The sequence below is a fragment of the Bradyrhizobium quebecense genome, from assembly GCF_013373795.3.
GTDB lineage: Bacteria > Pseudomonadota > Alphaproteobacteria > Rhizobiales > Xanthobacteraceae > Bradyrhizobium > Bradyrhizobium quebecense.
In genome coordinates this window covers 3,942,674-3,953,878 of record NZ_CP088022.1, presented here as the reverse complement: position 1 = coordinate 3,953,878, position 11,205 = coordinate 3,942,674, and the positions used below count along the sequence as shown (strand labels likewise).

Annotated in this window: 13 protein-coding genes; 6 read left to right on the top strand and 7 right to left on the bottom strand. The window is 64.5% G+C overall.

Annotation, left to right across the window (positions count from 1 at the left end; all coding sequences use genetic code 11):
* Nucleotides 1-158: 158 nt before the first annotated feature.
* Entirely contained in the window at nt 159-650 is a 492-nt protein-coding gene (locus HU230_RS19230) for a PaaI family thioesterase (protein ID WP_176530314.1), read from the bottom strand.
* Between the two features lie 186 nt (nt 651-836).
* On the opposite strand from HU230_RS19230, the gene purL reads away from it, so the two are divergent.
* Nucleotides 837-3,056: a phosphoribosylformylglycinamidine synthase subunit PurL gene (gene purL, locus HU230_RS19225; protein ID WP_176530315.1), complete on the top strand. Its 2,220-nt coding sequence runs from the start codon at nt 837-839 to the stop codon at nt 3,054-3,056.
* Nucleotides 3,057-3,162: 106 nt separating this feature from the next.
* On the opposite strand, the gene HU230_RS19220 is transcribed toward purL, so the two are convergent.
* Both HU230_RS19220 and HU230_RS19215 read right to left on the bottom strand, forming a co-directional pair.
* On the bottom strand, nt 3,163-3,423 hold the full coding sequence (locus HU230_RS19220) for a GlsB/YeaQ/YmgE family stress response membrane protein (RefSeq protein WP_176530316.1): 261 nt from the start codon (nt 3,421-3,423) through the stop codon (nt 3,163-3,165).
* A gap of 213 nt (nt 3,424-3,636) precedes the next feature.
* Nucleotides 3,637-4,821: an acyltransferase family protein gene (locus tag HU230_RS19215; protein WP_176530317.1), complete on the bottom strand. Its 1,185-nt coding sequence runs from the start codon at nt 4,819-4,821 to the stop codon at nt 3,637-3,639.
* 186 nt (nt 4,822-5,007) lie between these two features.
* Here HU230_RS19215 and HU230_RS19210 point away from each other — a divergent pair, with 186 nt between their 5' ends.
* Nucleotides 5,008-5,181, top strand: a complete 174-nt coding sequence (locus tag HU230_RS19210) for a DUF1328 domain-containing protein (protein WP_021077845.1) — start codon at nt 5,008-5,010, stop codon at nt 5,179-5,181.
* A gap of 117 nt (nt 5,182-5,298) precedes the next feature.
* On the opposite strand, the gene HU230_RS19205 is transcribed toward HU230_RS19210, so the two are convergent.
* Complete coding sequence (locus tag HU230_RS19205) at nt 5,299-5,658, bottom strand: DUF427 domain-containing protein (protein WP_176530318.1); 360 nt, start codon at nt 5,656-5,658, stop codon at nt 5,299-5,301.
* Nucleotides 5,659-5,868: 210 nt separating this feature from the next.
* Between HU230_RS19205 and HU230_RS19200 the strand changes: the two genes are divergently transcribed.
* Both HU230_RS19200 and HU230_RS19195 read left to right on the top strand, forming a co-directional pair.
* Complete coding sequence (locus tag HU230_RS19200) at nt 5,869-6,105, top strand: BolA family protein (RefSeq protein WP_021077843.1); 237 nt, start codon at nt 5,869-5,871, stop codon at nt 6,103-6,105.
* A 31-nt stretch (nt 6,106-6,136) separates the two neighbouring features.
* Nucleotides 6,137-7,318: a low temperature requirement protein A gene (locus HU230_RS19195; protein WP_176530319.1), complete on the top strand. Its 1,182-nt coding sequence runs from the start codon at nt 6,137-6,139 to the stop codon at nt 7,316-7,318.
* 9 nt (nt 7,319-7,327) lie between these two features.
* On the opposite strand, the gene HU230_RS19190 is transcribed toward HU230_RS19195, so the two are convergent.
* Genes HU230_RS19190 through egtB form a run of 3 tightly spaced genes read right to left on the bottom strand, consistent with a single transcriptional unit; the run spans nt 7,328 to nt 10,028 of the window.
* The gene (locus HU230_RS19190) at nt 7,328-7,723 is read right to left on the bottom strand and encodes a DUF4345 domain-containing protein (RefSeq protein ID WP_176530320.1); all 396 of its coding nucleotides are present in this window, start codon (nt 7,721-7,723) and stop codon (nt 7,328-7,330) included.
* A 29-nt stretch (nt 7,724-7,752) separates the two neighbouring features.
* A complete protein-coding gene (egtD, locus tag HU230_RS19185) occupies nt 7,753-8,721 on the bottom strand; it encodes an L-histidine N(alpha)-methyltransferase (RefSeq protein WP_176530321.1) in 969 nt (322 codons plus the stop codon).
* A 53-nt stretch (nt 8,722-8,774) separates the two neighbouring features.
* Entirely contained in the window at nt 8,775-10,028 is a 1,254-nt protein-coding gene (gene egtB, locus HU230_RS19180; protein WP_176530322.1) for an ergothioneine biosynthesis protein EgtB, read from the bottom strand.
* 292 nt (nt 10,029-10,320) lie between these two features.
* Here egtB and grxD point away from each other — a divergent pair, with 292 nt between their 5' ends.
* A complete protein-coding gene (grxD, locus tag HU230_RS19175; protein WP_176530323.1) occupies nt 10,321-10,653 on the top strand; it encodes a Grx4 family monothiol glutaredoxin in 333 nt (110 codons plus the stop codon).
* Nucleotides 10,650-11,195 carry an O-acetyl-ADP-ribose deacetylase gene (locus HU230_RS19170; protein ID WP_176534961.1) on the top strand — a complete coding sequence of 182 codons (546 nt, stop codon included), beginning with the start codon at nt 10,650-10,652 and terminating at the stop codon, nt 11,193-11,195. The genes grxD and HU230_RS19170 overlap by 4 nt, the downstream gene beginning before the upstream one ends.
* Nucleotides 11,196-11,205 lie beyond the last annotated feature (10 nt).

Below are 11,205 nucleotides of genomic sequence, written 5' to 3'. Positions count from 1 at the left end.
CTGTTGATTCAACCCGCGGCGATGTAACGGCTGGATGACGGTGTGTGTCCACAGACGCGAAGCGTTTTCGCTCGAAGGTAGCGGTTCACGTGAAGAAAACGCGTCGACGAAAAATCCGGAGCCCGTTCCGATTCAATCGGAGCGGCCTCCGGCGCGCTTTACGCTGTCGTCGCCGCCGGCGCCTTGCGCTTCGTCCGCTTGATGGTGCCGGAGAAGCTGAACAGCGGCCGCTCGGCCGATGTCAGCATGCCGCGCACGAAGATCAGCGATCCACCGGCGCGGGTGACCTCGCCGCTGCATTCGATCAAGGCACCCTCGCGGGCGGCGTCGAGGAATTCCGAAGCGAACGAGACCGTGACCCCGGGGCCCTGGAGCACCGGGGAGGCGAGCGCGAACAGGCAGTAATCCGCGAACGTCATGAGGCAGCCGCCATGAACGTTGCCGGAGCCGTTGAGGTGCTTCGGGCCGACCCGGAAGGCGCAAGCGATGCGGCCGTTCTCGTCCATGCGGTGGTAAAACGGGCCGGTATGGGTCTCGAAACTGTCCCGGGTCCAGGTTCGCCAGCCGGCGAATTCGCCTTCGGTCTCGACGTGCAGGTCGGGGCGGCGGTTGAATGCCGTAGTGAGTGCGGTCTTGGCGAGCTCGTTCACGAAATCTGGCCTTCAATTATCGGGTTCGGGACCTTAAATCCGATCCATCCCCATTGTGCAAATCCCAGGTGCAATTCCGGGCTGCAAATCCCGGGCCGCGCCAAACCGCCGCAAAGCTCTGGACAGGCCGGAAATGGGCCGTAAAAGGCCTTTTCGCCCCCGTTCGATCTACCTAATAAGGGTCCCATGACCGCGCCCAAGAACGAGCCCCAAATCACCCCCGAACTCGTCGCCGCCCACGGCCTTAAGCCGGACGAGTACGAGCGCATCCTGAAGCTGATCGGGCGGGTTCCGACCTTCACCGAGCTCGGCATCTTCTCGGCGATGTGGAACGAGCATTGCTCGTACAAGTCGTCGCGCATCCATCTGCGCGGGCTGCCGACCAAGGCGCCCTGGGTGATCCAGGGCCCCGGCGAGAATGCCGGCGTGATCGATATCGGCGACGGCCAGGCCGTGGTCTTCAAGATGGAGAGCCACAACCATCCGAGCTACATCGAGCCCTACCAGGGCGCGACCACCGGCGTCGGCGGCATCTTGCGCGACGTCTTCACCATGGGCGCCCGCCCGATCGCCTGCCTGAACGCCCTGAGCTTCGGCGCCCCCGAGCACCCCAAGACCCGGCATCTGGTGTCCGGCGTGGTCGCGGGCGTCGGCGGCTACGGCAATTCGTTCGGCGTGCCGACGGTCGGCGGCCAGGTGCGCTTCCACACCCGCTATGACGGCAACATCCTGGTCAACGCGATGGCGGTCGGCCTCGCCGACGCCGACAAGATCTTCTACGCGGCGGCCTCCGGCGTGAACATGCCGATCGTCTATCTCGGCTCCAAGACCGGCCGCGACGGCATCCACGGCGCCTCGATGGCGTCGGCCGAATTCGACGACGCCTCCGAGGAGAAGCGCCCGACCGTGCAGGTCGGCGATCCCTTCGCCGAGAAACTTTTGCTCGAAGCCTGCCTAGAGATCATGGCGGCCGATTGCGTGGTCGCGATCCAGGACATGGGCGCGGCCGGCCTGACCTGCTCGGCGGTCGAGATGGGCGCCAAGGGCGATCTCGGCGTCGATCTCGATCTCGACGCGGTGCCGACCCGCGAGACCGGCATGAGCGCCTACGAGATGATGCTCTCGGAGAGCCAGGAGCGCATGCTCATGGTGCTCAAGCCCGAGAAGGAGAAAGAGGCCGAAGCGATCTTCCGCAAATGGGGGCTCGATTTCGCCATCGTCGGCTACACCACGCCGAGCAAGCGCTTCGTCGTCAAGCATGGCGGCGACGTGATGGCCGATCTGCCGATCAAGGAGCTCGGCGACGAGGCGCCGGTCTATGACCGCCCGCACGTCGCATCGACTGCGCTGCCGGTGATCCGCGGGCAGGACGTCAAGCCGCCGCTCGGCATCGCAGAGGCGCTGACCAAGCTGATCGGCACGCCCGAACTGTGCTCGAAGCGCTGGGTCTGGGAGCAGTACGACCACGTCATCCTGGGCAATACCGTGCAGCGTCCCGGCGGCGACGCCGCGGTGGTCCGCGTCGAGGACGGGCCGAAGGGACTTGCGCTCACTGTCGACGTCACGCCGCGCTATTGCGAGGCCGATCCGTTCGAGGGCGGCAAGCAGGCGGTGGCCGAAGCCTGGCGCAACATCACCGCGGTCGGCGGCCGGCCGCTCGCGATCACCGACAATCTCAACTTCGGCAATCCGGAGCGGCCCGAGATCATGGGCCAGTTCGTCGGCTGCCTGAAGGGCATTTCGGAAGCCTGCCGCGCGCTGGACTTCCCGGTCGTGTCCGGCAACGTCTCGCTCTACAACGAGACCAACGGCCGCGGCATCCTGCCGACGCCCTCGATCGGCGGCGTCGGCCTGCTCGACGACTTCACGAAGTCGGCGACCCTGGCGTTCAAGGCGGCCGGCGAAGCGATACTGCTGGTCGGCGACACGCAAGGCTGGCTCGGCCAGTCGGTCTACCTGCGCGATGTCTGCGGCCGCGAGGAGGGCGCTCCGCCGCCGGTCGATCTCGCCACCGAGAAGCGCAACGGTGACGTGGTGCGCGGCATGATCCACGCCGGCACCGCGAGTGCGGCGCATGACGTCTCCGACGGCGGGCTCCTGATCGCGCTCGCCGAGATGGCGATCGCAAGCGGCATCGGCGCGCAGCTCTTGGCGGCGCCGTCCTCGATCGTGCCGCATGCCTATTGGTTCGGCGAGGATCAGGCGCGCTACATCGTCACCGTGCCTGCGGCCGACGCAGGCCTCGTGCTGGCCAAGATGAAGGGCGCCGGCGTGCCCTGTGCGCGCATCGGCACCACCGGCGGCGACGCGATTGCGGTCGCCGGCGAGCCGCCTGTGACGATCGAAAGCCTGTCCCGCGCCTTCGAGCACTGGCTGCCGAACTACATGCACGGCGCTGCCGCCTGATCCGGCAGGATTAGGCGCTGCGGCGCGAAGCAACTATTTCAATAGCGCGATGAACTCATCATCGCGCTATTATCTTCTGTTCGACCGCGGTCCCTGCGGATCAAGCCTACGTCGCGCCGCGGATCGCGCGCCACGCAAAGATGATGATGCAGGCGCCGATGAAGCCGGCGACGAGAAAGCCGATCCATCCGCCGCCGAGCGACACGCCGAGCAGACCCAACAGCCAGTTCGCCAGCGCGGCGCCGACGATGCCGAGGATGATATTCATGAAGATGCCGGTTCCGGTCTTCATGAACATCTCGGCGAGCCAGCCGGCCAATCCGCCGACGATGATTGCGGCGATCCATCCAACTTGAGGGTCGTTCATCTCAGGACTCCCTAGGGTCAGCAGTCCGGCCAGCATAACCGAGAATCACATGGCCACATGTGACCAATGGCAGGTTGTGCGCAACTTGTTGGCCGCAATCTTGCCGTCAGCGCTCCCCAAGTGGGATGCGCGGAGAGAGACTCCACCCGGCGCTGCCCCGCAAGCGGGAGAGGGAGCGCAGTCTCGACGTCGCGAATACTACGTCCGGCGTAGTTACAGCACGTATTTGGCGCCCGGCAGCTTGCGCAGCACGGCTGTGGCGGCCCAGCTCAGCGCCACGGTGGCGAAGAACGCGATCGCGGCCTTGGCGATCGCCGGCAATTCCATATCGAACTGCCAGTATTGCAGCCACAGCACGATCGGATAGTGCACCAGGAACATGCCGTAGGCGTCGCCCTGCATGCGGTCGAGCAGCGTCGGTCCCTGCGCCTTCGATTGCAGGAAGTAGGCCAGGATCGCGAACAGGATCGAGGCGCTGAACAGCACGTAGAAGGTGCCGTAGGACGCGAGATACCAGCCCGGCAGCGGATCGGGGTTACCGATGATCTCGCGCTTGATGTAGATCATCACCCACATCAAGCAGTAGGGGATCACCGTGATGCCGGTCCAGAACCAGCGCCGCTCGGTCAGCCGTCCGTGCGCGCTGAGCAGGCCGCCCTCGAGGTTTGCCGCTCCAACCCCTGCACCGATGAAGAAGTAGGACGCATACAGCAGCACCCGGCTCGCCTGCACCGAGAACGGTCCGAGCTCGAACCAGTAGTTCTGGCCGTAATGGACCAGCATCGGCAGGTAGGCTGCGGCACTGACGACGACGAGGAACAGCCAGAACTTCGAGGGACGTTCAAATCCCTTGATCGACAGACGGTTGATCGGCTCGAGCAGGCGCGATGACACCCGGTACAGCACGCTCGCCGTCACGTCGAAGGTCATCAAGACCCAGACGAACCAGACCGGGCCGCTCGGCCAAGGTCCGAAAATCATGGTCCTCCACCAGAATTCGGAGAAGGTCAGGTCCGGCGTCGCGCGCAGTGCGATCGCGTAATAGGCGATCGGAATCACGGTGAACGCGCAGACCACGAAGGGCAGGCCGAGCCGCAGCAGCCGGTCGCGCAGGAAGATCAGCCACGGCTTGTGGCCGAGCCCGGGCCAGACGAACAGCCCCGACAGGAAGAAGAACATCGCCATGAAGAAGCTGTCGGTGGCAAGCACCACGCCGTCGAAGCCGATCCAGGACGTCGGGTCGGTGTGGCCGAAATGGGTGTAGGGGATCACCGCGTGATGCAGCAGCACGACCAGCGTCAGGAAGGTGCGTGCACGGTCCAGGGCGACGTTGCGCTTGTGGAGCTTCGGTGCTGCCTGGACATCGACGGCGGGAGCCGCGTGAGCAATCGATTTCATGGTGCCCCCAGCCGGGTCTGCAGCCGAATGTTGCAATCGGGAACCCGATTCAGCAAGGCCCAATCGTCCCGATTCCGAGGTGTCGAGGTCGGTCATTTCAGTGATCTGTTTCGTTCTGGAACCGGGGTCGGTGGCGGGCGTTGTCGGGTGGACGCGCTGAGCGCACGCGGTTTTGTGGAGCAAGCAATGACACTGCTGAAATGGGCGTTGGTCTTCCTTGTCGTCTCGATCATCGCGGGCCTGCTCGGCTTCACCGGCATTTCCGCCGCCTCCGCCGACATCGCGCGCTTCCTGTTCTACGTGTTCGTCGTGATCTTCCTGGTGCTGCTGATCCTCGGGCTCACGATATTCAGGGTCTAGCGGCGATCCGGCCGAACACTCCCGTCGTCATGCCCGGGCCTCGCCCGGGCATTTCCGCTTTTTCAGGCACGCCGAACCGGCCGGGCGAGGCACGGCGCGTGCGGCAGGCGCGACGGTCTAGGCGACTTCCTCGATCTTCACCTTGTCCGGATAGAAGGCGAGGTGGCCGGCGATCTCGGTCATGGCCGGAAAGGGCGCCTCGTAGGTCCAGATCGCATTGTCCAGCGTCTTGCCGTTGGCCTTGATGCTGAAATAGCTCGCGTCCCCCTTGTAGGGGCAATGCGTGGTCCGCTCGGTGCGGGTCAACAGCTCCATGTTGGCGTCCTGCCGGGGGACGTATTGCACGGCCGGATAGCTCGCTTCCTTCAAGGTCAGCGCATGGGTGGTCTCGGCAATGACGACGCCGTCGGCGGTGACGCGGACACGTTTGGCATTGGGCGTGATCGTGATCGGATGGTCGGGGCCGGGGAGCTTCATGATTCTGCGCCTCTTCTGGTCATTTCGGCGTGATGGCTTGTGACCGATTGATGCAGGTTTAAATCGCTGGGAATGGGAATATAGTGTGCCCCAGGATGACCTAGAAGACCTCAAGCGCTAGGTTTTGTCTGAGGTTTTATCTTAGGTTTCGTCTTAGTTTTCCTGGCCGAATCGGCCCTGATTCGAATGACCTGACGGAGGTGGACTGGGATGCCGATGGACGCCCGTGATATCGAATCGATGATCAAGGCAGCGATCCCTGATGCCGAGGTGACGATCCGTGATCTGGCCGGCGACGGCGACCACTACGCGGCCACTGTCGTTTCCGAGTCATTCCGCGGCAAGTCCCGCGTTCAGCAGCATCAAATCGTCTACCAATCGCTGAAGGGTCAGATGGGCGGCGTGCTGCACGCGCTGGCCCTGCAGACCGGCGTGCCGGAAGGCTAGGGCTCCGGCCAGCGGGCGGGGGCCCCAAGCGATGGCAGACAATCCGCGCGGCGCGATGTTTCGCGTCATCGTGCCGAACCAGCACAGTCGCGTCACCAATGCCGAGCTGTTCTTCGACCTCGTCTTCGTCTTTGCCGTCACGCAGCTGTCGCACACGCTGCTGCACCAGTTCACCCCGCTCGGCGCGGTGCAGGTCACGGTGCTGTTCCTCGCGGTGTGGTGGGTGTGGGTCTACACTACCTGGGTCACCAACTGGCTCAATCCCGACCTGACGCCGGTCCGCCTGCTGCTGTTCGTGCTGATGCTGGGCGGGCTGTTGCTGTCGACCTCGATCCCGACCGCCTTCGAGGGCCGCGGGCTGTGGTTTGCCGGGACCTATGCGGCGATGCAGGTCGGCCGCACCGCGTTCTGGCTGCTGGCGACGCCGCGGCGCCGGACCGCGGTGCGCCACAACGCGATCCGCATCCTGACCTGGCTGTCCTGCTCGGCCGTGCTCTGGATCCTCGGCGGCTTCGCCGAGCACGAGACGCGGATGTGGCTGTGGATCGCTGCGCTGGCCATCGAATACGTCGCGCCGGCTCTGCGGTTCTGGACCCCTGGGCTCGGCTTCTCCTCGATGGAGGCCTGGTCGGTCGAGGGCGGCCACATGGCCGAGCGCTGCGCTGGCTTCATCATCATTGCGCTCGGCGAGGCCATCGTGGTCGACGGCGCGACCTTTGCCGATCTGACCTGGACGCTGGAGAATGTCGCCGCATTCATCTCGGCGCTGGTCGGCAGCATCGCGATGTGGTGGATCTATTTCCACAAGGGCGCCGAGGCCGGCGCGGACATGATCTCCAAGTCCGAGGAATCCGGCCGCGTGGCGCGGATCGCCTACACCTATCTGCATATGCCGATCGTCGGCGGCATCATCCTCACCGCAGTCGCCGACGAACTGGTGCTGAAGCACCCGTCCGGCCATTCCGACCTGAAGACCATCGTGAGCTCGGTCGGCGGCCCCGCGCTGTTCCTGGTCGGGACCATCCTGTTCAAATACGTGATCCGCAACTTCCTGCAGCTCTCGCACGGCATAGGCATCGTGGCATTTGCGATCACGGCCTATTTCGCCCGCGAGATGTCGCCGCTGGTGCTTTCGATCGTCACCACCGCGATCATGATCGTGGTCGCGGCGTGGGAATCGATCTCGCTGCGGTCGAGCGGGGAGGAAGAATAGCGCGGGTCGCTACCTGCGACCGGCGGTGGCCACGCGGTGCTGCCAATAGACGAACAGCGGGGCGCCGATCACCTCGAGCGCAGTGAAGCCCACGAAGGGCAGCGGCGGCAGGCCGACCATCGCCATCGACAGCAGCCTGCCGATGCCGCCGAGGAAGATGCCGCCCCAGACCACGCGGAACAGCACGCTCTCGGTTTCGATGCGCGGCACCAGCCAGAGCAGAGCAAGGCCGAGACCGAGCCAGACCCCGCCGAAGAAGCGCAGATTGCTGTCGAGCACCGGCAGCGCCGGAACGCCCGACGAGGCGTAGAGCGGATCGCTCACGCCGAGCATGGTGATGATGCCGGTCAGGATGGGGACGAGGGCGAGCAGGGCCGTCGCGATCTGCAGCGCACGCCGGCCCATGATTGTTGCCCCATCCCCCGGTTTTGGTTTTAGTCCGCGACCAACGCGTGCACCGAGAACATGGTGTTGGCGTCGGTCCAGCTGTCGCGCACCGTCCAGCCCGCGCTGCGGGCGAGCGCGGTGAATCGCTCGAGCGAGTATTTGTAGCTGTTTTCGGTGTGGATGCTCTCGCCCGGACGGAACGCAAAGGTGTTGCCGAGGATGCGCACGGTCTGCGCCTTGCGGCTGATCAGGTGCATCTCGATGCGGTGGCGGTCGCGGTTGTAGATCGAGCGGTGGGTGAAGCCCGACAGGTCGAAATTGCCGCCGAGCTCGCGGTTGATCCGAACCAGCACATTGAGGTTGAAGCGGGCGGTGACGCCGGCCGCGTCGTTATAGGCGTCGTACAGCACGCGCTCGTCCTTCTCGAGGTCGACGCCGATGATCATCTGCGCGCCGTGGCCGAGGATCTTGCGCGCGCTGCGCAGGAAGGCCAAGGCCTCGCTTGGCTCGAAATTGCCGAGCGTCGAGCCCGGGAAGAAGCCGACCTTCGGCATGGCGGCGACGGCTTCGGGCAGCGCGAACGGCGTGGTGAAATCGGCGGCGACCGGATAGATGCCGAGACCCGGGAAATCCCGGCGCAGGCCATCGGTCTGGGCCTTGAGGAAATCGCCGGAAATATCGACCGGCACATAGGCCGCGAATTCGCAGTGCTCGAGCAAGAGGCGCACCTTGGTGGTCGCGCCGGCGCCGAACTCGACCAGCGCTGCGCCGTCCGGAATGATCGCGGCGATCTCGTTGCCGCGGTCGCGCAGGATGCCGAGCTCGGTGCGCGTCGGATAATATTCCGGCAGCACCGTGATCTGCTCGAACAGCTCCGAGCCGGTGGCGTCGTAGAAATATTTCGGTGACAGCCGTTTCGGGTGACGGGCGAGATCGCCGATCACATCGCCGGCAAACGCCAAGGTCGCTTCGTCGAACGGATACGCTTTGGCCAAAGCGGCGGCATGCACATTCATGATACTCTCCCGAACGCGCTTACCGACGCGTTATCGATGTCGACAGGACTCAATCAGGCATAGTCGGCGAGGCGCAACCCCGTGAATTGCCAGCGATGGTGCGGATAGAAGAAGTTGCGGTAGGTGACACGGCTGTGACCGGCCGGCGTCGCCAGCGACGAGCCGCGCAGCACGAGCTGGTTGACCATGAACTTGCCGTTGTACTCGCCGAGCGCGCCTTCGATCGCGCGGTAGCCCGGGTAGGGCGAATAGGCGCTGCGGGTCCATTGCCAGACGATGCCGTGGGCGTCGTTGAGCAGGCCGGCGCGGGCCGCGACCTCCCATTCCATCTCGGTCGGCAGATGCTTGTCGGCCCAGCGGGCAAAAGCGTCGGCTTCGTAGTAGCTGACGTGGCAAACGGGAGCCTGCGGATCGAGCGGCTGCAAACCGCCGAGCGTCATGATCTTCCATTCGCCGTCGATCTCGCGCCAGTGGCCCGGCGCCTGCCAGCCCTCGTTGCTCACCGTGCCGAAGCCGTCCATCAGCCACAGCGTGGCGGTGGAGTAGCCGCCGTCCTTCATGAAGGCGAGCCAGTCGGCATTGGTGACGAGGTTCTTGGCGAGCTTGACCGGGCCGACCAGCGCGCGATGCGCGGGCTTCTCATTGTCGAAATGGAAGCTGTCGTCGGCGTGGCCGACGGTGTGGATGCCCTCGTTGAGCGTCACCCATTCCTCGGGCCCGCGCTGCGATGCCGGGAAGCGCCACGCCGGATCGTAGGCCGGCGGGATCGGGTTCTGTGCGAAGGCATGCAGGATGTCGGTGTACATCAGCTCCTGATGCTGCTGCTCGTGATTGAGCCCGACCTCGACCAGCGGCACCAGCGCCGCGAGCTTGTCCGTCGGGGCGGTCTGGAAGAATTTCACCACCTCGGCGTCGACATGGCGGCGGTAGGCGGTGACTTCGTCGGCGGTCGGACGGGTCAGATGGCCGCGCTGGTGGCGCGCATGGCGGGGGCCGGCGCTGACGTAATAGGAATTGAACAGATAGGCGTAGTCCGGGTGGAACGGCGTGTAGCCCTTGACGTGCTCGCCGAGCAGAAACTGCTCGAAGAACCAGGTCGTGTGGGCGCGGTGCCACTTGGCGGGGCTCGCATCCGGCATCGACTGGATCAGCTGGTCTTCCGCCGACAGCGGCGCGGTCCGGCGCTCGGTCTCCTCGCGGACCGCGCGATAGGCGTCCACCAGCCGCTGCGCGAGCGAACCGGATTCGGAGGACAATGACGGGGAGGTGCCGGGAATGGCGGCCGCGGCAGAGGCTGGTTTCGTCAACGATGGTCTCCGATTCAAGGGGAGAACGTTGCTTCGGTAAACTGGTTCCAGACGGACAGTTCGTCCTAGATAGGGGCTCCGTTACGGGAAAAAAGCCTCCCCCGTGATGATATTGGGGCCGTCAGATAATCCCGGCCCTTTTTGCGGTGCCGTCCGGCCCGCGCCGCATGCCAGATTTTCGCCATTTTGCTTTGGATGCACAATGGTTTGAGCTACATATATAGCCAGTCACGGGTTAGAAGGGTGGGCCAGCCCGCAAGGCTTGAGAGCGCCGCCCCCGAAGGAAGCGAAAATGAGCATCGAGCAATTCATCGACAACGAAGTGAAGTCGAACGACGTCGTGCTGTTCATGAAGGGCACGCCGCACTTCCCGCAGTGCGGGTTTTCCGGTCAGGTCGTGCAAATCCTCGACCACATCGGCGTCGGCTACAAGGGCCTCAACGTTCTGGAATCGGCCGAGCTGCGCGACGGCATCAAGGTCTATTCGAACTGGCCGACGATTCCGCAGCTCTATGTGAAGGGCGAGTTCGTCGGCGGTTGCGACATCATCCGCGAGATGTTCCAGGCCGGTGAATTGCAGCAGCTGTTTGCTGACAAGGGCATCCCGGTCGACGTGGCTGCCTGACCTTGACGGCGCGCCAGATCGGCAAGGCGCGGCTCGAAGTCATCGTTACCGACATCACGACCCTGCGCGTTGACGCCATCGTCAACGCGGCCAATTCGTCGCTGCTTGGCGGCGTCGACGGCGCGATTCACGACGCTGCCGGGCCGGATCTGGTCGCCGAATGCCGTATGCTTCACGGTTGCAAGACTGGCGAGGCCAAGATCACCAAAGGGTATCGGCTGCCTGCCAAGCACGTCATCCATGCGGTCGGTCCGGTGTGGAATGGCGGCAAGCTCGACGAGGACAGTCTGCTTGCATCCTGCTATCGCCGCTCGATGGAGCTCTGTGAAAAGCACGGGCTTCAGTCTGTCGCTTTCCCTGCGATCTCCACCGGCATCTACCGCTTCCCGGCTGATCGGGCCGCCAAAATCGCCGTCAAAGCTGTCGTCGATGCCCTGTCGTCAGCCCCAAGTGTCACGCAAGTGGTTTTCTGCTGCTTCTCGGTCCAGAGCGGTGAGCTTTATCAGGAGGTGCTGGACGCCTTCGGTAGCCCTTGTGCCTGATGATACCGCC

Bases quoted from the DNA above. Each gene is read 5' to 3' on its own strand.
- HU230_RS19220 (WP_176530316.1), bottom strand. From the start codon at position 3,423: ATGAACGACCCTCAAGTTGGATGGATCGCCGCAATCATCGTCGGCGGA.
- HU230_RS19195 (WP_176530319.1), top strand. From the start codon at position 6,137: ATGGCAGACAATCCGCGCGGCGCGATGTTTCGCGTCATCGTGCCGAAC.
- HU230_RS19200 (WP_021077843.1), top strand. From the start codon at position 5,869: ATGCCGATGGACGCCCGTGATATCGAATCGATGATCAAGGCAGCGATC.
- purL (WP_176530315.1), top strand. From the start codon at position 837: ATGACCGCGCCCAAGAACGAGCCCCAAATCACCCCCGAACTCGTCGCC.
- egtD (WP_176530321.1), bottom strand. From the start codon at position 8,721: ATGAATGTGCATGCCGCCGCTTTGGCCAAAGCGTATCCGTTCGACGAA.
- grxD (WP_176530323.1), top strand. From the start codon at position 10,321: ATGAGCATCGAGCAATTCATCGACAACGAAGTGAAGTCGAACGACGTC.
- HU230_RS19210 (WP_021077845.1), top strand. From the start codon at position 5,008: ATGACACTGCTGAAATGGGCGTTGGTCTTCCTTGTCGTCTCGATCATC.
- HU230_RS19215 (WP_176530317.1), bottom strand. From the start codon at position 4,821: ATGAAATCGATTGCTCACGCGGCTCCCGCCGTCGATGTCCAGGCAGCA.
- HU230_RS19205 (WP_176530318.1), bottom strand. From the start codon at position 5,658: ATGAAGCTCCCCGGCCCCGACCATCCGATCACGATCACGCCCAATGCC.
- HU230_RS19190 (WP_176530320.1), bottom strand. From the start codon at position 7,723: ATGGGCCGGCGTGCGCTGCAGATCGCGACGGCCCTGCTCGCCCTCGTC.